Consider the following 20630-nt stretch of genomic DNA (forward strand, 5'->3'; position numbering starts at 1 on the left):
GATCAAAAAATAGATGGAACAGGATCGGTGATATTCCACACCGACCCATGAAAAAGGAACTTACTGGATGATGTCAATAATTGAACCGCCGTGTGATGCCTGTGCACCTATTGGTTCAACTATTGTACGACGTCCCCGTTCGACCCGAGAAAAAGAGGAGGACCTCGATGTGTTTGTATTTGTATTTGTGTTCTCAACAATACCTGATTGGGACTGAGGACCAAGAACCTGTGCAGACTGTACACCGGTCATGATGGCCATAACACGCACTTTGCCTTCGTAATCGTCCCTGATACGTGCTCCCCAGATGACATTTGCATTTGGTGAAAGCTCATAGGTAAGGGATGCTGCGATCTCTTCTGCTTCCTTCAGGCTAAGATCCGGACCACCTGTGATGTGTACAAGGCTGCCTGTTGCGCCTCTGTAGTCAACATCAAGGAGTGGGTGATTAAGTGCTGTGCGAACAACGTCGTTGCTCTTGTCCTGGTTCTTGCTGTCTCCGACAAGCATGACAGCAACGCCACCGCAGCCCATGATAGCACGAATATCTGCGTAGTCAAGGTTGATGAGAGATGGCTGTGTGATAGTCTCTGTGATTCCTTTTACGGTCTCAGCGATAAGCTGGTCCATCACGGAGAATGCCTGCTCGATAGGCAGGTTTGGAACATAATCAAGAAGCCTGTTGTTGTCAAGAACGATTACAGTGTCAGCTGCCCTGCGGAATTCCTCAAGACCTTCCTCAGCTTTTACGGTACGTGCACGCTCTACTCTGAACGGACTGGAGACCATACCTACTACGATAGCGCCCTGTTCTTTTGCGATCTCTGCAACAACAGGTGCTACACCAGTACCGGTTCCTCCACCCATACCAGCTGTTACGAAAACAAGGTCACTTTCCTTGAATATCTCTTCAAGGGTACCGCGTGCAAGCTCTGCAGCTTTTGCGCCAACTTCAGGATAACCGCCAGCACCAAGACCTCTTGTAAGGGTCTTACCGACAAGGATCTTCTTGTCAGCACGGATGTGATCCAAATGCTGTTTATCGGTGTTAATAGCAATAGTTTCTGCACCTTCAATACCGATGTTGTACAAACGGTTGATGGTGTTGTTTCCAGCACCGCCACAACCAACTATGGTGATCCGGGGCATTCCGAACCCATCGAACTGGTCGTCTGCTGATACTGATTGCCTGTACTCTTTCTCTTTCTCTGTATGTCTTAATGCTTCTTGTACTATAGACTGCACGTTCATCCCCTCTCTTGGATATTGCATTCTGCTGCAATTTGCGTGTGTTAAACACGCCGACTGTAGTTTAGATCAATGTTATGCTCCCTACGATTATTTCAGGAGGCTTTACTCTCTCTTGTCCGCAAGCATCCCTGCGGCCGTCCGTGTTGTAAGCGAACGGTTATATTCCGGCAAAAATGAAGTAGTCTATAGTAGTCACTGACTGAGTTACTACTACCGGGAACCCCGATAACGTTCTTCACATCACCCTCTCTTGCTGTCAGAAATAAATCTGACATATGAAACAGACCAAACTGACAAAAACCTAAGTATTTGTCGGACCTATTCCAATATGACTGTCGTCTAAAAATACTATTTATAGATATTGATATATAAGGTTATCGACAATTGTCGCAAAGCACTTGGACATCACTGCAATCGATTTGATATTTAGCACTATTTAGAATTCGAATATTGTCGAACTTTTGTATTTAAAAGAAAAAGCATACTTTGCAAATATTGTAAAATAAATATTATACTGAACTTTATTATATAACCTGATCAATAATCACTTGTAAAGTTCCAGAAAGTACTTGCTATCAATTATAAATTTGAATAGATAGGAAGTACTTTCTGGATAAAAGAAGATATCAGATAACAGGGAATGATCACATGGGAAGATATTCAGTAGAAGAATTTATTGAAATGACCGGTCAAAAGGACCTTGGAGAAGGTTTATTTGAGCTTGAAAGGGACAGGATGCTTGAGCTTAACCTTAATGGAAGGGTATGGACAAAGCGTGGCTCAATGGTAGCGTACCTTGGTGACGTGAAGTTCACAAGAGAGGGCGTACTCGAACATGGTGTTGGAAAAATGCTAAAAAAGGCAGTCACCGGAGAAGGTGTCAGCCTTACAAAAGCAGAAGGCCAGGGAAAAGTTTACCTTGCAGATGAAGGCAAGAAGATCTCCATACTCAAACTTGATAACGACTCCATTTTTGTCAATGGCAATGACCTTCTTGCTTTTGAAGATGGAATAAACTGGGACATCAAGATCATGAAAAAGGTTACCGGAATGCTCGCAGGAGGACTTTTCAACGTCAAACTTGAAGGTACCGGAATGGTAGCGATCACAACACACTATGATCCACTGACACTTAAGGTAACAAAGAACAGACCGGTCTTCACTGATCCAAATGCAACAGTTGCATGGTCAGGCAACCTGAAACCGGACCTTAAAACCGACATATCCCTCAAGACGCTTGTCGGACGTACAAGCGGGGAAAGTGTACAGATGGCTTTCAAAGGAGAAGGCTTTGTGGTAATACAGCCATATGAGGAAGTACCTTTCCAGGCAGCACCCCCTTCTTAAAAATAAAGAGCATAAAATAAGCGAAGGTGCAGCAATGCGCCTTCCAAATTAGATTTATCCCTTGGTAATGCACTCATATCGCACATCAGCACGACTTATTTTTGGTACATTACCCCACATTCCCATATATTCCCCCTGGACCACCAGAGCACCATCTATACCAGGAATACCTTTTACGACCTCGAATGCTTTCTCAACAGCATCCCGTCCGGTATCAGTTGAATTTGAAAGGGCGGTAGCCGCAGAGTCCGCCAGCGAGATATCATCCGAAAATATGACAGCAGCATCTGCCTGACCAAAACTTATGGATGGACCCACAGTACCAGAAGAAGTGCAGATCCCACGAATTTTTGAAGAAGGTTCAATTACAAGTCCTATATCCTTTATTGAAGAAGTTCCTGCATATATGCCAATGACAACCTGCCGGTCATTAATGATCGCAATGTCTCCGCCATTATCAACTATCGCATAAGAGGCACCTGCACCCACCATCGCTTCAACAGCAAGTGCTGATATTGTACCGGCAACGGCGCTCATGGGACCAATACCCATAATATTGCCTGCCTTTACAAGCCTCCTGACGACTTCCGGTGCATCCTCACTGCATTCATAGGATTCCAGTGTTATCTTAAAATAAGGATCCCGGAGGATATATCCCTCCAGTTCTGCCCTATGCAGAGCGATAGCATGCTTTGCTGCATCAATATGAGACTGCTCGTCACCAACAATGGTGACAATGGTCTCCTTGAGCTGAAAATGCTCTTTCATGATCCCGAATCACTGGCCAAGGGCCAGGGCGTTATGTGGGCACATTTTTAGACAGGTACCACACTGGATACATTTATCAGAATCTACCTCAATGCTCCAGTCATCTGCGAATGAGAATACCTTCACCGGACAGACAGAGATACAAGCACCACATTCCACGCACTCGTCCTCATCCCTATGTATCGGAGTATCAAGTACCACGACCTCAGCACCCCTGCTAACAAGGGAATCACGGATCTTCGTAAGCTGATCGGAAGGGATCTCAGCCACAACTTCACCGTGGATCGGATCAAAGTGTGCCTGGGAGATGTTCAGTAATGAACCTGTTTCTATAATCGCTTCTGCGAGGATAGGTGTTGTAACGATATCCGCAGCCAGATTTATTTTGATCATCATGTTTAGTGCCTCCTTGCGAGCAATTTGCTGATATCATCACTTGTGACTATACCTACAACATGCTTATTAGAATCGATCACAGGAAGTGCCGAAACATTATTGCTATCCAGTTTGAAAGCGGAAATGTCGATAGCTTCGTCAGGACTTGTTGTGACAACATTTCGGGTCATTATATCCTTAACAAGATCATATTCATCTTTTGCCACAGCCTTTGATATATCCCATGAAGTAACGATTCCTACAAGATGATTCCCACTATCTACTACAGGCAGATGGTTGAATTGCTTTTCCATGATAATCTTGGCAGCATCATGAAAACCTGCATCATCATGGATAGTTGTAACATCCGGGGACATTATATCCAGCACAAGTGGATTCACATTGCTCTGTTTCATTGCATTGCATGGTGTTGTCGTAGGGAGACGTTCCACAGGCATGCTTACAAAGAAATCACCGGCTTTGATCCAATCCTTTAGTTCATTGGCTATCTGACGCGATTTCTTGAAACTTGACATCGGAGAGGTCGGAACTTCTTTTCCGTCAATGTCTATAGAGCCTGAACGAAGTTCTCCATATGTGACTGTCCTGAGTGCCGGTCTATCCCTGCTGGGGATTCCGTAGTCAAGCAGGTTAGTGACAATATCATCATCTGTTATTGCAGTGGCTTTTGCGAGATCTTCATTGAGAATAGGGATTGGTATGCCCATTCCCACATAAAGTGATGTGCCATACCCTTCGAATGTTGCAGCACGTATATATTCAGAACTCATTTTCTTGAGGTCGCCTTTTAGCATCAGTGTCCCAAAACCTGCTGCAGGGGAGTGCTGTGTTCCTTCACCCACAATATACCCCTGAGTACCGCCCAGGAAAATACGCGTACCTGTACCAATGGTCTCATAGTTCGGATCATTGTGCATAGGTGAAAGCACCCCGGCACCGGAGTATGTAACATTTCCATAATGTGGTAGCAGGGAACCCATATAAGTGTGCAGAGTGTGATTTGTGCTGTTGGTCGCAGCATTATATTTCTGATAGGAATTACGCGGATTCAGCATGATCGCCTGATTCAGGTCATAGATATTGATGGTTGTATCAATAACCTTTCTTGGATAGCAATCAGTACCAGGAGATGTACCGTGCAGATCAATGGAATTACCGCGGATCAGATCCTCAATTACATGTGCACCGCCATATTCAATGCCCTTTGACCCGGATGGCTGTGTCGCACCTATATAGGCATCTACGGCAGCAACACCGGAATATGCTTCCACATCATTAAGCCATAGCTTGCCGATCCTGATAGGAGGTTCCGAGTGACCAAAGTTCAGCCAAACGCCTGAGGAGCACATGGCACCGAAGGTACCGGTTGTAACAACATCTACTTCTTTAGCAGCACCTTCTGCCCCTAATTCACCTACAATATCCACCATTTCCTCAGCAGTTACAACGTTAACGCTACCATCACGTATCCTGCCATTGATCTCATGAATTGATTTTTTGACCATATAAATTACCTCTGCATTATATGGAGTAATAATCAATCGTGCATATATTACTTCCGGTAATTTAAAAATTCAGGCAAATTAGCTTCAAGATCAAAAAAGAGACGAGGAAATTGATAATTTACAAGCTGGAAGCTGGAAGGAAAAATTTAAAATTAAAATTTGAAACTTAAATATCAAAAGTCAAAACCTGAAAATTAAAAGGAAAAAGAGAAAGAAAAAATCATTTTGGTAATGTTATATGTACAGTAGTACCAAAACCTTCCAGACTCTTCAACCATATCTTACCATTGTGGACATCAACTATCCTCTTGGACACATGCAGACCCAGACCTGTACCGCCATATATCCGTGTAAGAGACCCATCCACCTGATAGAAACTTTCAAAGACCTTATCCACCTTATCCTTGGGAATTCCAATACCATTGTCCTTCACACGGATATGAATATGATCAGCTTCATCCTGAACGGAAATTGATACCTCTCCTTCAGACATGAACTTGACCGCATTATCCAGAATATTGTTCAATGCAGTTGTCAGACGTTCTTCGTCACCACAGATGTTTGGAATGTTATCAGGGACTTCTTCTTTGAAGATTATATTATTTGCACCTACCTGGGCACGTGCACCCTCAATAGAATTGAGGATAAATCTCCTGACTGAAACTGTTGTGAAATTGTATTTGTATTTGCCTTCCTTTTCCATGCTCATGTAAAGCAAGGAATCAATAAGGCTTCTCAGTTTCTCAGCGTTTCTTACAACAGCATCGTTGGCTCTTTTCTGTTCGACGCTTAGCGGACCGAATTTCCCCTCACCCAGAAGTTCACTGAAACCTTTGATCGATATCATAGGCGTCTTCAGTTCGTGGCTGAGGTTTGCAAAGAACTCATTCTTCATTTTGTCGACGGATCGGAGATCTTCATAATCACCCTGCGTCTTCTCGAACAACTGGGCATTCTCGATGGCAATACCAATGTGTTTTCCCACGTGTTCAAGGACTTTTATGTTCTTCTCATTAATTGATTCATCGTCCGATATCTGCAAAAGAACAAAACCAATTACCTTATCCCTGGAATAGAGATAGAAGGTGAGATTACTTCTTGTTACAAAGCGGGAATCTTTCCTGACAACCTCTTCTGAGATAATGGCATGCTTTGGAAGGTCTGCAACATCCTTGAACATATCCTCTTCCTTAGAGTAAGAAATGTTGGATGCAAGATCATCTTCAGGTCCAATATGTGCCCTGAGGTTGGCCTCCCTTTTATCGTGATCGATAATATATACTCCACCTGAATCGATATCCAGAAGATCGCCGATCTCCATCAGGATCTCCGAAAGCAGGTCATCGATATCCAGTGACTCAGAAGCAAGTGTGACTGCAGAATAGAGGACTGAAATGTCACGCTCGTTGTCCGCGATCTCCATTTCGGCAAGCTTGCGACTTGTTATATCAAAAATGATACCATAAAAGTGGCTGATACTTTGATCACTATTCCTTTCGATCAAAGTGCTCTCGTATACCCATCGGACATCATTAGATTCTGTCAGAAGCCTGTATTCATAGTTGAACTGTTCTTTTCCTTCAGAAACAGCTTCATCGATCAGTTTCTGGACATTTTCCCGATCATCCGGATGCAATATATCATGATAAAGCAGAGTTCCGGATACAAAGTCCTCCTCAGTATACCCGAACTTTTCAACATTTTCGGTCACAAATTCTACAGGGCGACCTTCTTGCGCAGACCAGAAAAATATTGCTGCAGGACTCCTGTTAATGATAGACTCCAGCCGGACCCTTGTCTCAGCTGAATCTTTTATTTCTTCAAGAGACTGTTTCAGGATCGATTCCAGATCGACCTTTCCACGAATTCCCATAGATGTATCTTGTTCTTCATTCATACGACCTCATCCCATTGGCCAGATTGTAGACTGTATATAATCAATTGTGATACGCATATATAAATATGTATATGTTGAGATTTGTATAATAATAAATATACACCGATTGAGTTACGATTGTTAGCCAATTAAATAATTATTATAATTATGATGAGGCTGGTGCTGATAATTATACAATTAACCAGAAAAACACAGGAAAAGACAGGGTAAATTTTTAGAAGAGTGTGTCCAGATAAAAGTTGGATCCATTTATTGAATGGTATCATCCGGAAATTATCCCAAAAACTTATTAAAGGCAAAAGAGTATAGCCAGAAGAAATTCTTTACATCAATCAAACGCTTGGACATTAACTAAATACTTACAAATTTAATCGAGTTGATTATAGTGGCAATAGAAAAAGGAGACGTTATTAAGCTGTCATACACCGGAAAGTTCGATGCAAACCAGATCTTTGATACAACCAATGAGGATCTTGCAAAACAAAACGAGATCTACAACCCACGCGGCATGTACGGTGGCGACATAGTTATCGTAGGCGCAGGACACACCATTGCAGGTCTTGACGCTGATCTTGCAGGCAAGGAAGTTGGATACAGCGGAAACGTTGTTATCGCACCAGAAGATGGATTTGGCGAACACGACCCAAAACTTGTTGAGAACATTTCCATTACAAAGTTCAAAGACCAGAAAGCATACCCTGGCATGAACATCGAGATCGACAACAAGAGAGGTACCGTCACAAAGATCATCGGACGCAGGGTACGTGTTGACTTCAACCACCCACTTGCAGGCAAGGAAGTTTACTACGAGTACACCATCGATGAGAAGATCGAAGACGTTGCTGAGAAGGTAAAAGGTATTCTTGCACTCTACACCGGAGTCCCAGACCTTGAAGTAGAGGTCAATGACAATAAAGTATCCATTGAAGTACCAGCAATGCTTTCATTCAACCAGCGCTGGCTCATGTCAAAGGGAAGAGTTGCAGATGAACTTGTAAAGTACGTAGGTCTTGAGAAAGTAAGCTACGTTGAAACCTACCCGATTGAGACCCCGGCACCTGCTGTAGAGGCAGAAGCTGAGGAAGAGATCACAGAAAGTGAAGAGTAAACCTCTTCATATTCTTTTCTGAAGATCCGATACCGCATATCGGAGCAAAAGTATTATACCTGAAAACACTATTTAGGAACCATTCAATTGCTGAGGTAGCCAAGTGGACTACGGCGCCGGTCTTGAAAACCGGTAGTGCTAACGCGCTGCAGGAGTTCGAATCTCCTCCTCAGCGTAAAATCAGCAGTTCGATGCTTACACACTTTCACCCCATCTGGATCCTGTATATATTACAGAATTTTGATCGCTGAAGGTGGTAAGCATGGAACTGTATAAATATGAAAAGAAAATATCAGCAGCTGAAAAGCAAATTGCTGATTCCCCTTATTCTGCTACGAATAAATAACTTATTTTTGACTTTGAAAATACTATCTTTGCCGAAGGTCTATCCAATGCAAAGGTTCTCAAACATCTAAGTCAACTGCATAACCTGACACGTGTCGAAACGTTTGTATTTTGTGGAAGCATGAAAAGACGGCATGACAATTATTTAAGTTAAAAGTGTATATACTAATCAAAGACACAAGCAGAGGCAATAATTATGATGACCTTAGATTCAAACTTCTTTGAGCAATACATGTGGTATATACTGGGAGCAATCGCCTTTGCATTTGGGATTGGCTTGTTAGTACTTTATTTCTATTTGGATATGGTGAGATCGAGGAAGCAGAAGCGATGGTGATAGTGATGGTGATTGATGATATCACCATAAGGCACGTCATTATACTACCCTGACAGAAACCATCTTTATTTTGTGGACACTTGAGGTTCGAGCCTTATCCTCACATGATATCTCGGGAATATAGGTAACGTGACAAAAACGAACTACCAATATTTTCAAATTCATATTGTCTTTATCTTAATTTTCTGAATCTATATGTGTTACAATATCCCTTAATGCAAATGCTACCTCCACAAGTTTTTCGTATTCAATGATATCCGGTGTATCCTTTTCTGTATGTGTAATTGTTTTCATCAAAAAAGGTATGCTCTCCGAGGTAAATGCCATTGTTTCTTTGAGATCTTGCGCAAATATCATGTGGTCCCCGCTGTACCAGGAATCTCCCTCTGTTAAGCCTTTGTGTTTCGATAAAATTTTAGAAATGTTTTGTTTTGTTTCATCTGAACATTCATAGAATGAATAAGCAGTTTTACCTTTTTTGAAACCAACATCATCTATATTGATTGCCAGAATTATTTTATCAAACTCTTTTTGATACTTATGCAGGTAATCCATCTGTCCTGCTACACTGTAGTGATCCTCACCATTAAAAGCTACTATTTCAATACAAATATTGCTTTGATAATCGGAAAGCATTTTAGCAAGAAGTAGTAGTACCACGGTTCCTGAAGCATTATCCGATGCACCTGGTGTGCTGGCTCTTGCATCTATATGTGCACAAATGACAATTTTTTTATCGGCTTCTGAATTTTTCCGTGCAATAACATTACAGGCAGTTGAAGGAATTCTTTTGGAATTGATTTTTAGTTTAAACAGGTCCCCTGTTCTTTTTGCTATTTCTTTTCCAACAGTATCTTTACAATATCCAGAAGGAATGTCAAAATCACCATCTTCTATAAGAGGATAGGGATATATTGCCCCTACAAGGTCCGGATTGCGTTCTGTCGCAGTAATAATAGCTGCTGGTTTTTTTGTCTCCAAAAGGGAATATATTTTTTTGTGATGTTCCGGGTTATAGAAAACAAAATTTTTTGGCATCAGCTGTTCATCACAGATTTTACCTTTCATTAATAGGATCTTGTCTCCGCATTTGCATTTTTCTAATTCTTCAATGGTCGAAACTGTTTCTAATTCCGATTCTACATTGCATTCAAGAGAAAAAGGGCTTGGAAAAATTTCAAAAGATCCATCCCCGGATCCAAATGAAGATTTTCCACTCTCAAAATCCATGCAATTAAAGGAATCGCTTTCAATTGCATAGTCATAAGGCCTAATTATTTTTGCAAAGAAGTCCGTTGCTTCACGATTACCTGCCGAACCAGTGCTTCTGGTTGGTTTTACATCACATAAAGCGTTCAAATATACCTTGGCATTTTCTGAATATTCAGTATCCATCCTTTTTAGCCCCCACTCATTTAACTAAAATTAACATTGTTATATACCACGGACATCTTTAAAATTATTTCCCTGTGCCATAATCTCATTACTATCACTCACTGACCAGCTATTCACTCACATGCGCATTGAGAGTTAACGGCTTATCATTCCGCCATCCTACCTATTGTTGTGATTTGATCCAGCACATCAAGCTTGATATGGCCATGTACTACCCCGATCATCGGCATCTCTATTTGTAAAAGCTTAATGTTCGATTTTCCCATTTGTCGGATCAAAGTGCGTTTTTGTTCGATCTACTCACATTACGATGAGGTCTAGTCGTGTTGTTGGATGGGGATTTGTTGTTGATAAGAAAGATCCGGATCGATATGAGATCATAGGAGCATTGATCGCACTTGTGGGAGTTTTTGTCATGTTCTATATACCGCGTTGAACATATTCCTGATATATTAAGAACATTTATTAAATATTACTACGAGGCCTTAAATTTACGTATTTAATTGAGGTAGAAAGACTATGAAAATTTTAATTCGTCCGGAAGAAGAATGTGATATCAAAGAGGTAGAGAACATGACAAGGGAAGCATTCTGGGATCTGTATAAACCGGGATGTGTTGAACATCTTATTGTACACAATATGAGAAGATCATCTGATTTTGTAAAAGAATTGGATCATGTTGCATGTGATGGGGATAAGATCATTGGCAGTATTATCTATTCAAAAGCAAAAGTGATCAATAACGAAAACAAAGAATTCGAAGTTCTGTGTATGGGTCCTCTCGGAGTATTGCCATCATATCAAAATAAAGGCGTAGGCTCATTGCTGATGGAGCATTCCATTGAAAAAGCAAAGCATTTGGGATACAAGGCCATAATTATTTTTGGCAATCCGGAATACTATAAAAGATTTGGTTTCAAAAATGCCACAGAATATAACATTCAAACATCTTCCGGTGAGAACTTCGAGGCTTTTATGACATTAGAACTCTATGATGAGAGTCTGGATACGATATCCGGAAAGTTCTATGCATCAGATTCTTTTGAAATAAACGAGGAAGATCTGGATAATTTTGATAAGGGCTTTACCCCTAAAGAAAAACACGTTCTTGATACTCAATTATTTTAAACGAATGACCTATTTTCTATTAAGTATAGCAGAAAAGAGATCGCTTTTTGAGATTTGTTCATTCATAAAAGATCAAAAAGAGTGGTCCTTTTCGTGAAACACTCTTTTTCCTTCATTTTTCTATCCATATTCACTCAACAGCCATACAGATATCCAGAATATGATGCTTTTCCGGATGGTCCTCAGGATTATTCAGATATATCTCATAACTTGGCCTTGACATATCGATCTCAAGATTATTCTGCATCAGCCACTCAACGATCTTTTCCCATGCAGGACCATATTCTTCTGCTCCTGTCAGTTCTGCACGCATTACTACATATTTTCCACCAGGAAGTTTCTGCTTCTTGACCTCCCCCTCGACTTCAACATCATCGTCGATGGTCATGCACGCATCCAGCTTAAGTTCTTCCGGAGGTGTAACACCTGGATCATCATAATAAGCAGACATAAAAAGAGTATCCTGTCCCATCAATTGTTTCTGACCTGCCCAGTTGCCCAATTTCCCGAACAGCTCTGCAAAGACCTCGACATTGCCCACATAGTTGCCGACAAAGGAAACATATGCTACGGTTCTCCCCTCTATTTCTGCTATCCCTGGTTCGTTTATAATTTCCAAACTTATCACCTACTTTTAATTTCAAACTATTTTCTGTAATATGCACTATAAAAACTTATAGTAAGAGACGAACAGATCAACATTCTCCCCACATCTCCAGCCTCACCCCATGGTCTGCAATGTCCTTGTTCTCAACGATCAGTACTGCACCGTCGACCTGCAGCTTGGGAACAGCGGTTATAATAGTAAGAAGCAGAAGGCATAAGATAGCAATCATCACGATTACAACCATGACTGGATTTCTTCTTTGAATAATTCTACCTCAAGAATGAATCTTTCAAAGCAAGTTCCCTATGAACGCTCCAATAGTCATACCAATTGCCATAACTAAAGCAAATTTCCATTTTATTTCACTGAACATGAAATAACTGACAGGAATCGCAAGAATGAATGTCATTGCACCCCAGATCAATGGGTGAAAATGTGTCCCTGGCATAATATCATCCGGTTAGTGTTCCATAGTTCAGATCGTATCCAGAAGCTCATCCAGAGTAAGCGGTTCGCCGAAACTGGTAGCCTTCCCATCATCAGTCAATGTGAATTTACCCTGCGAAACACCAGTGACCATAAAGTGTTCAGGACCATGATCCATAGTATCGACCCATGTGTCATTTTTCAGGTAAAGGAATACTTTTTCCTCAGGCTTGAAGGAAGGCTCGTCCTCCACATCTATGACGACAATATCATCTTCGCCGCCCTGTGTTCTGACTATGATTTCTTTATCGACCAGTGGATTCTTGAGATACTCGTCCACAGTTATCACTACATCGGTATAGAGAACATCATGCCATCCCAATTCACTGATATCATCGGGCGGCCTCTCACCATCTTCAGTGTTCCATTTGCTTGGCAGGATCTCCTTTACCGTACCTATAAGGATCACGTCGGACCGATCGCTCATCTCTTCAGGACTCACATATTCAAGCTCAGCACTGATTGACATCGTAGCTTTATCTCTGTTCTCACTTGATTGATCGGTCGCTGTTTCATTAGCTGGTCCAGTGCTTTGCTCGCCTTCTGTGCTGATGCTGGTGTAAAGAGCATCTTCACTTGACCCTCCTGCTGTTGATACTATATCACTGTTTTCAGCATGGATATCATCAGACACTTCGACAAGGGACTCAACTCCGGTTTCGTTCCCATTCTGTTTTGCGATCTCAAGTCCTGCAGATGCTAAAATCATCACACATACCAACAGCAATCCAAAAATTAGCAGGTATCTTTCCTGAGTTCCAATCTTTGACATTTTGATCTAAACTCCCAATTTCACATTCAAAAACAATGTAAAAATATTCCACTATTTTATTTAATAATTTTGCTAATGTCTTGATTAATAGTTTTGTCTAAAATAGCTATTGAAACATGAAACCGAACATTAACCGGATTGATCAAACTGTTTGTGAGGAAAATGTTAAGAGACAGAAGAACAAAAATAAATATGTGAGGTATCACGAATGGAAAACAGGAATATCTTCTGGATCTTTGGGATCCTCCAGAGCATTACACTCGGAGCAATAATTTATCTGATCTTCAGGTCACTGAACATGATAAGCGAGATCGAAGTGATCGGGGCGGATACTCAGATCCTGCTAAGCACTTTGTTCCCACTGTTCTTGCTGATCGTGGAATATACCATATATTCAAAGGACTAAAAGGAAAAAGTGCAGAGGAGCCTCAGCCAAACCGAGGTCCGCCTACATCAGCATTATTGTTGTAGCCCCGGGATTCCCAGTATCCTTCATAAGGTTCATCTGTGACCTCGATGCTGGTTATCCATTTTCCCCATTTATAGCCATACTTTCCTTCTGCCACAAGCTGGAATGGGAAACCTCTATCCTCTGGAAGCGTCACATCATTCAGCTTATACCCGAGGATGATGTTGTTGTCAACAAGATAGTCCAGATCATGAGCTGTGGAATAGCCATCTTCGGAATAGAATATCACAGTGGTAGCCCCGTCCTGCACACCTGCTTCATCAAGAAGTGTCTTTACAGGAACACCAGTCCATTTTGCAGTAAAGCCCCAGCCTTCGACACAATCAAGGATCACAACCTTTGAAACGTTCGGGTATGAAGTAACCTGACCATAGGTAAGAGATTGAGGATCATCCACCATTCCATCGATCCTTAGCAGGTATGTGTCCTCATTTATACGCTGAGTCCCCTCTATGGCATTGTTCCTCTGTTCACTAATCGGTGTAAGCTCTACTCCCTGATATTCAAGGATTTCCACTTCATCCCCATAGACCCCATCATTTCCATCATCCGTATCCGAAGATACACAGCCTGAAGATAATATTACCAGAGATACAAGAAATACCATAATTACATTAACTGTCCAATTCATACGCGAACCCTCCCTAAGAAGGATTGATGCTTATGGATAAAATATCTTTTGTGAAAGATCTTCGTTGAAGGGGTCTGTGAAAGGACTGATAAATTTGAAGGACGAAACTAAATATACCATATGAACAGAATTTGTGTGGGGAATCAGAGTGGCAGAAACAAAAGAAGTGCTTCATCGATATAACCGCTATTCACATGTTTACGACCTTTTTGAAGGCATAATGGAAAGGCTCGTCTTTAAAAGATGGAGACCCGAGGTATTCTCAAAGATCGAAGGCAAATACCTTGAAGTGGGATTCGGAACAGGAAAGAACTTTAGCTATTATCCAAGGTCCGAAGGTGTGCATATGGTGGCCATCGACCTCTCCCCCGGAATGGCAGCAAAATCAAAGAAGAGAGCCACAGGAATCGATGTCGATCTGATACTGATGGACGCACAGAATCTTGCATTCAAGGACAATGTATTCGATTCTGTCGTCACGACCTTTGTTCTTTGCTCAGTTCCTGATCCGGTAAAAGGTGTAGAAGAATTTGTGAGGGTGTGCAAACCTGACGGGAAGCTCATCAATCTGGAGCATGTCCGCACAAGGAACCTCCTGATAGCTTTTATGCAGGATATCATGAACCCTGTAACAAACGGCCTTTTCGGCTTCAATGTGAACCGCGACACAAGGACAAATATAGAGAAAGGTGGAGCAACGGTCATAGAAGATAAGCATATGACCATTACAGACATATTCAGGCTTTTCATTAGCAAGCCAAATAAGTAACTCAAAAATGCTCATAACTGATAGATGTAACATATCGAAAACGATAGTGTTATAAATGATTAATCATTATAGATATCTTCGCTCAACTATAGAACAGAAGAGGTGAAAAGTAAATGGAAGACGATTACGATGAACTTGATGATATGATAATGCAGAAACCTTCAGAAGGAGAAAGGGTAAAGAAAGAGCATGAAATGCTTGACAAAGCAGCATCCCACCCCATAAGAAGGAAAATGGTTGGTGCCATCGGTGCTTTCGGTAAACCGGAAGACCAGCTCAAAGCAGAAGTCGAAGTTGACGACAATTCCTTCAAGTACCACATGGACTTCCTGAAAAATGCCAACATCGTAGTGATCAAAGAAGACATCTACAGACTTACTGATGCCGGTATTGACCTGTTGGCGGCAACCGAGCACCACAGGGACTCCTGAAGAAGCTATTTACGAAAGGAGGATGTGTATGCATCCTTTTTTTGTTGATTATTTTTCTACATCATTCGTGAAGAAGAGTTTATACGTTGCATTTTCTATACTGAGCAGTTACATGTACATGTGTGATAACATCACGACTGATGAATTAGGAAAGAGATTTTTCACAGTGTCCTTTTTCGGAAATCTATATATTTACTGCCAGAGATACTTTATTGGAAATATATTTTAGTCTTATGTGCTGGTGGGAATAAATGGAGAAATTTTTTGAAACTATATTTAATTCCGTAAACGATGGAATTCTTATCTACGACCTTGAAGGACGTTTTTTGGAAGTAAACCAGATAACTTGTGATAATCTGGGATATCAAAAGGATGAATTGTTGCAAATGACGGGAATGGATATAATACCCCCAGAACTTGGAGAAAAATTCATTGGGCAAATTTTTGAAAAAATGAATCAAGGGGGCGGAATTATTGAAACTATGGGTCGATGCAAAGACGGTTCATTGGTACCAATTGAATTTAATATTCGCCCAATTAAATACAAAGGAAACCCTGCCATTCTAGCCGTTGTCAGAGATATAACCGAACGCAAGAAAGCAGAAAAGGATTTGCGAGAAAGTGAATATAAATTCAAAACATTGTTTGAAAATGCCAATGATGCAATTTACTTAACTGGCCTTAATGGTCAATTATTGGAAGTTAATCAGATGGCTTGTGACCAACTGGGATACAGCCGAAGTGAGCTTCTCCAGATGAAACCACAGGACATAGATGTAATTGATGATTTAGAAAAGGTCGGGGCTCGAATCAATAAGATACTTCAGGATGAACATATCATCTTTGAAACAACTCATGTTCGAAAAGATGGTTCCCTTATGCCGGCTGAGATTAGTTCTCGACTTATTGACTATAAGGGGAAAAAGGCTATTCTTGGCATCTCACGAGACATTAGCAAACACAAGAAAGCAGAAGAAGCAATGATCAATTCCAAACTTGCTGCGGAGGCTGCTAACCATGCCAAATCAGAATTTCTCACAAATATGAGCCATGAACTAAGAACCCCTCTCAATTCGATCATCGGATTCTCGGATATACTTTGTAGTGAGGACTTTGGTGCCTTGAATGAAACCCAGAAACACTATCTATATAACGTTAATAAAAGTGGTAAGCATCTTTTGGAACTGATCAATGATATGCTGGATTTGTCAAAGATCGAAGCTGGCAAGATGAAGCTATTTCCCGAAAAGTTTGTTGTTCTTGACACCATCAATGGAATAAAATCTACAATGTTACCTCTTGCAAAAAAGAAGGACATTGACCTTAAATGCAGCATCAATATCGAAGATTCTATAATAGTCGCAGATGCATTGAAGTTCAAGCAGATACTGTATAACCTTGTAAGCAATGCAATCAAGTTCACAAATCGTGGAGGATCTGTGACGATCGGAGTAGACAGATCTGATGATCAAATTTTTATTTTTGTAGAAGACACCGGATCAGGTATCTCACAAAATGACCAACAAAAACTGTTCGATCCATTTATCCAACTGAATTCATCACTATCAAAGGAATATAATGGCACAGGCCTAGGTCTTGCCCTTGTAAAATATTTTGTCGATATGCATGGCGGGAAGGTTTGGGTAGATAGTGAAGTTGGAAAAGGAAGCACCTTCGGGTTTAGCATACCAACAAATTTAGAAAATACATCTAGTTATTAATGTTATAATATTAGATCGAATACACCTGCTTTAGTAAATAGAACCTTATATTTTGTTAGCAAACGCGAACATTAATCGTTCTCTTTTCCTACTTCGATCTCAAATAGCCTGCGACAACAGCTACAATGTTGTATATGGCTGCTATGATGAAACCTAAATGGTTTATAGGATGTCTGGAGGATAGGGACTATTAGTATCGATCCAATGCAAAGTCAGAGTTCATACTATCCCCATATAAACTTGATCCATCCAGGGAAGCAACGTCAATTATTTTTTGGAATTGCTGGAATGTTACCAACCTGCCTCACAGCAGTATCTTAGCCAGTATCGGAGCAAGGAACACAGTCACCAATCCGGCAATACCAATAGCAAGTCCACTCATGGCCCCTTCCGCCTCTCCCATCTCAACGGCCTTGGTCGTGCCCAGGGCATGAGATGAAGTTCCTATGGCAATTCCGATAGCCACCTTGTCTTCTATTCTGAACAACTTGCATATCAGGGGACTAAGCAGAATACCTGCTATTCCGGTGAAGATTATGCCTGCAACCGTTATGGATGGCATACCGCCAAGCTGGTTCGATATCTCTATTCCGATGGGCGTTGTAACTGATTTTGGAATCATGGAGATGCTTAGTAGATGATCAAGCCCGAACATCCTGCACATGACAATTATGCTCACAATACCTGCTGTTGAACCTACAACGATCCCTGTAATTATTGGAACGACATTTTCCTTAAAGATACTAATTTTCTTATACAGAGGTACCGCCAGGATGACAGTAGCAGGGCCAAGGAAGAAAGATATGAACTGCCCTCCCCTGTTGTAATCATCAAAGGTTATATGAAAACTTAATAGAAAAGCCATTATCACCAGCATGCTAAGCACGAGAGGGTTTAGCAGGGGAGAAACTGTCTTTTTGTAGAGTAAGCTGCCTGCATAGAATGTTAATAAGGATATACCAATACCAAAGATCGGAGATCTCACCAGGGAAGAAATTATTTCACTCAAAGGATTTCCTCCTTTTCATCAGTATCTGTACCGTTATACCGGTCACAACTACAATGATGATGGTCGAGACCACAGATATGAACAACAAGGCAGTCCATTTTCCTTCTAGTATGGAGAAACAGGTTATCAACCCCACAGCTGCCGGTATGAAAAAAAATGAAAGATGCTTTAACAAGAAGTTGCTTACATCTTCGATCATGGATAGCTTAAGGATACCAGTCAGTAGCAGTGCCAGTAATAGCAGCATACCCAACACACTTCCGGGAATCGGAAGGTTAAGGAAATTATGGATAGTATCACCCACAAAACATATAGCGAGAATTATAACGAACTGAACGATACGCTTCATTGAATCACTTTCATAATATGTGCAAACTCGAAGATATTGGTGTTAGGCGGGTGTAAGGTCAGTAGCAGACAATAGAAGTTTCGGTCCATGCATTAATTCATGGACCTGATGAAAGAAAGTGCTCAATTACTGCTGATTTCCGGGCTTATCTGAATTTCGACCAGAGCTTCTATTTGGACTTTGACCAGACTTTTTCTTTGTCTGATTTCGACCCTGGCTTCTATTGGTATTTTCTGATCGTCCAGTTTTGCTTTCTACCTTTTTAGCCTTGAAATTTCCTTTTTTAGCTTTGCCTTCTACCTTTTTAGGCTTGCTATCTCCTTTCTTAGCTTTACCTTCTCCCTTTTTGCCTCTGCCCCTGCCTTTACCTCCGGTGCTTCCCTTTCGCCCTCTCTGTTGTTTTGGAGCTGGCTTTGCTGCATCACCTGTGGCATTCTTTGCCTTTTCAGAATGATAATTATGTTCAGCGACCTCGATATCCATGTTGGTAAGCTTTTCGATATCACGAAGGAAGTCACGCTCATCCGCTGCACAGAAAGAGTATGCTGTTCCGTCAGCTCCTGCTCTTGCTGTACGTCCTATGCGGTGCACGTAGCTCTCAGGGATATTCGGCAGGTCATAGTTAATTACATGTGATATGTCCTCGATATCGATGCCACGAGCAGCTATGTCTGTTGCGACCAGTACACGCAGGTTTCCGGACTTGAAACTCTGAAGTGTTTTTGTACGGTGGGTCTGGGACTTGTTACCGTGAATAGCCCCGGCAGGAACATTGTTCTTGTTGAGCATCTCAGTGACCTTGTTAGCACGGTGCTTTGTGCGTGTGAATATGAGAACACACTCCAGATGCTCACCCCTTAGTAAGTGTAACAGTAATTCGTTCTTATCTTCAGAATCCACGAAAAATATGAACTGGTCTATGCGTTCAACAGTTGTTGCCTGGGGAGTGACCTCTACATGCGCAGGATTCGTTAGCAGTTTTCTGGCAAGAGTGGATATATCCGGGGACATAGTAGCTGAAAAGAAAAGCGACTGACGCTTTTTTGGCAGCATTCCAACAACTTTGTAAACATCATTGAGAAATCCCATGTCAAGCATTCTATCTGCTTCATCAAGTACAAAGTATTCCACATTTGAAAGGTTGACATGTCCCTGCTCTATCAGGTCCAGCAGTCTGCCAGGAGTTGCTACAAGGGAATCCACACCCTTTGAGAGAGCTCTTACCTGTGGTGTCTGACCAACCCCTCCGAAGATCACGGTATGCTTGAAACGGGTGAATTTGCCATACGTAGCAAAGCTATCCCCGATCTGTGCTGCAAGTTCCCTTGTAGGTGCAAGCACAAGCACCCGAGGAAATCTAGGACGTGGTGCCTTGTAAGATGCAGACATATTGTGAAGAATTGGCAATATGAATGCAGCTGTCTTGCCTGTACCTGTCTGAGCAATACCTATCATATCCCTGCCATTCAACAGATGGGGAATGGATAGTTCCTGAATAGGAGTAGGTGTTGTATACCCTTCCTCGGACAATGCCCGCTGAAGCGGGAATATTAAATTTAGATTCTCGAATGACACGTTATACCTCGGGTTAAAGTTAAAACTCGTTGAAAATTGATCCGACTCATCTTATCTGATAAGAAAAGATCATGCTGATTTATGGGTAAACCCTTACAGTTAATTGCGTACAGTAAAGGCCTGTGAATTTAATGATAATATTATTGAACACTTTTAATAATATCAAACAGGAATCACAAAGCAGATCCTATAGGTCCGATCATTAAAAGTTACCATATGTATGCTTGTATCTCCCTCATGAGTAAATGATCGACCACTTTTTGCTTGTTGATTCTGATAAGTAAATGTTTAACAGAACAAAATGTCCAGATAAAAATAATAAAAATGTAAGAAA

21 protein-coding genes and 1 tRNA gene are annotated in these 20630 nt (G+C 41.3%); 9 read left to right on the top strand and 13 right to left on the bottom strand.

Annotated elements, in window-relative coordinates; all coding sequences use genetic code 11:
• Nucleotides 1-60: 60 nt before the first annotated feature.
• Complete coding sequence (gene ftsZ / locus E7X57_RS08205) at nucleotides 61-1245, bottom strand: cell division protein FtsZ (protein ID WP_135612490.1); 1185 nt, start codon at nucleotides 1243-1245, stop codon at nucleotides 61-63.
• Nucleotides 1246-1899: 654 nt separating this feature from the next.
• Here ftsZ and E7X57_RS08210 point away from each other — a divergent pair.
• The gene (locus E7X57_RS08210) at nucleotides 1900-2598 is read left to right on the top strand and encodes an AIM24 family protein (protein WP_135612492.1); all 699 of its coding nucleotides are present in this window, start codon (nucleotides 1900-1902) and stop codon (nucleotides 2596-2598) included.
• Between the two features lie 54 nt (nucleotides 2599-2652).
• Here E7X57_RS08210 and E7X57_RS08215 read toward each other — a convergent pair whose 3' ends face one another.
• The 4 genes from E7X57_RS08215 to E7X57_RS08230 form a co-directional block, all read right to left on the bottom strand.
• Entirely contained in the window at nucleotides 2653-3366 is a 714-nt protein-coding gene (locus E7X57_RS08215) for a UPF0280 family protein (RefSeq protein WP_135612494.1), read from the bottom strand.
• 9 nt (nucleotides 3367-3375) lie between these two features.
• Complete coding sequence (locus E7X57_RS08220; protein WP_135612495.1) at nucleotides 3376-3762, bottom strand: 4Fe-4S binding protein; 387 nt, start codon at nucleotides 3760-3762, stop codon at nucleotides 3376-3378.
• A gap of 2 nt (nucleotides 3763-3764) precedes the next feature.
• A complete protein-coding gene (locus E7X57_RS08225; protein ID WP_135612496.1) occupies nucleotides 3765-5267 on the bottom strand; it encodes a homocysteine biosynthesis protein in 1503 nt (500 codons plus the stop codon).
• 220 nt (nucleotides 5268-5487) lie between these two features.
• Nucleotides 5488-7164 (bottom strand): cell wall metabolism sensor histidine kinase WalK, encoded by a 1677-nt coding sequence (locus E7X57_RS08230; RefSeq protein ID WP_244603648.1) that lies wholly within the window; start codon nucleotides 7162-7164, stop codon nucleotides 5488-5490.
• Nucleotides 7165-7549: 385 nt separating this feature from the next.
• On the opposite strand from E7X57_RS08230, the gene E7X57_RS08235 reads away from it, so the two are divergent.
• Complete coding sequence (locus tag E7X57_RS08235) at nucleotides 7550-8272, top strand: peptidylprolyl isomerase (protein WP_167880947.1); 723 nt, start codon at nucleotides 7550-7552, stop codon at nucleotides 8270-8272.
• 89 nt (nucleotides 8273-8361) lie between these two features.
• Nucleotides 8362-8447: transfer RNA gene (locus E7X57_RS08240), tRNA-Ser, on the top strand.
• A gap of 684 nt (nucleotides 8448-9131) precedes the next feature.
• On the opposite strand, the gene E7X57_RS08245 is transcribed toward E7X57_RS08240, so the two are convergent.
• Entirely contained in the window at nucleotides 9132-10349 is a 1218-nt protein-coding gene (locus E7X57_RS08245; RefSeq protein ID WP_135612498.1) for a M28 family metallopeptidase, read from the bottom strand.
• 310 nt (nucleotides 10350-10659) lie between these two features.
• Here E7X57_RS08245 and E7X57_RS08250 point away from each other — a divergent pair, with 310 nt between their 5' ends.
• Nucleotides 10660-10785 carry a hypothetical protein gene (locus E7X57_RS08250; protein WP_135612499.1) on the top strand — a complete coding sequence of 42 codons (126 nt, stop codon included), beginning with the start codon at nucleotides 10660-10662 and terminating at the stop codon, nucleotides 10783-10785.
• Nucleotides 10786-10868: 83 nt separating this feature from the next.
• A complete protein-coding gene (locus E7X57_RS08255) occupies nucleotides 10869-11477 on the top strand; it encodes a GNAT family N-acetyltransferase (protein ID WP_135612500.1) in 609 nt (202 codons plus the stop codon).
• A gap of 130 nt (nucleotides 11478-11607) precedes the next feature.
• Here the strand turns inward: E7X57_RS08255 and E7X57_RS08260 are convergent, their stop codons facing one another.
• From E7X57_RS08260 to E7X57_RS12770, 3 genes are all read right to left on the bottom strand, one after another.
• Nucleotides 11608-12096, bottom strand: a complete 489-nt coding sequence (locus tag E7X57_RS08260; RefSeq protein WP_135612501.1) for a GyrI-like domain-containing protein — start codon at nucleotides 12094-12096, stop codon at nucleotides 11608-11610.
• Between the two features lie 76 nt (nucleotides 12097-12172).
• Nucleotides 12173-12328 carry a hypothetical protein gene (locus E7X57_RS12500; RefSeq protein ID WP_167880948.1) on the bottom strand — a complete coding sequence of 52 codons (156 nt, stop codon included), beginning with the start codon at nucleotides 12326-12328 and terminating at the stop codon, nucleotides 12173-12175.
• A gap of 231 nt (nucleotides 12329-12559) precedes the next feature.
• Nucleotides 12560-13342 carry a hypothetical protein gene (locus tag E7X57_RS12770; protein WP_244603649.1) on the bottom strand — a complete coding sequence of 261 codons (783 nt, stop codon included), beginning with the start codon at nucleotides 13340-13342 and terminating at the stop codon, nucleotides 12560-12562.
• Between the two features lie 208 nt (nucleotides 13343-13550).
• On the opposite strand from E7X57_RS12770, the gene E7X57_RS08270 reads away from it, so the two are divergent.
• Nucleotides 13551-13748, top strand: coding sequence for a hypothetical protein (locus E7X57_RS08270; RefSeq protein ID WP_135612502.1), 198 nt, complete (start codon nucleotides 13551-13553; stop codon nucleotides 13746-13748).
• Between the two features lie 22 nt (nucleotides 13749-13770).
• Here E7X57_RS08270 and E7X57_RS08275 read toward each other — a convergent pair whose 3' ends face one another.
• The gene (locus E7X57_RS08275) at nucleotides 13771-14442 is read right to left on the bottom strand and encodes a molybdopterin-dependent oxidoreductase (protein ID WP_135612503.1); all 672 of its coding nucleotides are present in this window, start codon (nucleotides 14440-14442) and stop codon (nucleotides 13771-13773) included.
• Nucleotides 14443-14590: 148 nt separating this feature from the next.
• On the opposite strand from E7X57_RS08275, the gene E7X57_RS08280 reads away from it, so the two are divergent.
• The 3 genes from E7X57_RS08280 (at nucleotide 14591) to E7X57_RS08295 (ending at nucleotide 17363) form a co-directional block, all read left to right on the top strand.
• Nucleotides 14591-15211 (top strand): class I SAM-dependent methyltransferase, encoded by a 621-nt coding sequence (locus E7X57_RS08280; RefSeq protein ID WP_244603650.1) that lies wholly within the window; start codon nucleotides 14591-14593, stop codon nucleotides 15209-15211.
• A 113-nt stretch (nucleotides 15212-15324) separates the two neighbouring features.
• The gene (locus E7X57_RS08285; RefSeq protein WP_135612504.1) at nucleotides 15325-15642 is read left to right on the top strand and encodes a hypothetical protein; all 318 of its coding nucleotides are present in this window, start codon (nucleotides 15325-15327) and stop codon (nucleotides 15640-15642) included.
• 251 nt (nucleotides 15643-15893) lie between these two features.
• A complete protein-coding gene (locus E7X57_RS08295) occupies nucleotides 15894-17363 on the top strand; it encodes a PAS domain-containing sensor histidine kinase (RefSeq protein ID WP_244603651.1) in 1470 nt (489 codons plus the stop codon).
• A gap of 304 nt (nucleotides 17364-17667) precedes the next feature.
• On the opposite strand, the gene E7X57_RS08300 is transcribed toward E7X57_RS08295, so the two are convergent.
• The 3 genes from E7X57_RS08300 to E7X57_RS08310 all read right to left on the bottom strand — a co-directional run bounded on the left by E7X57_RS08300 (nucleotide 17668) and on the right by E7X57_RS08310 (nucleotide 20296).
• The gene (locus E7X57_RS08300; RefSeq protein WP_210409050.1) at nucleotides 17668-18372 is read right to left on the bottom strand and encodes an LrgB family protein; all 705 of its coding nucleotides are present in this window, start codon (nucleotides 18370-18372) and stop codon (nucleotides 17668-17670) included.
• Complete coding sequence (locus E7X57_RS08305) at nucleotides 18365-18721, bottom strand: CidA/LrgA family protein (protein ID WP_135612505.1); 357 nt, start codon at nucleotides 18719-18721, stop codon at nucleotides 18365-18367. The genes E7X57_RS08300 and E7X57_RS08305 overlap by 8 nt, the downstream gene beginning before the upstream one ends.
• A gap of 126 nt (nucleotides 18722-18847) precedes the next feature.
• Nucleotides 18848-20296 (bottom strand): DEAD/DEAH box helicase, encoded by a 1449-nt coding sequence (locus tag E7X57_RS08310; RefSeq protein WP_135612506.1) that lies wholly within the window; start codon nucleotides 20294-20296, stop codon nucleotides 18848-18850.
• Nucleotides 20297-20630 lie beyond the last annotated feature (334 nt).

The organism is Methanococcoides sp. AM1 (genome assembly GCF_900774055.1).
Classification (GTDB): Archaea; Halobacteriota; Methanosarcinia; order Methanosarcinales; family Methanosarcinaceae; genus Methanococcoides.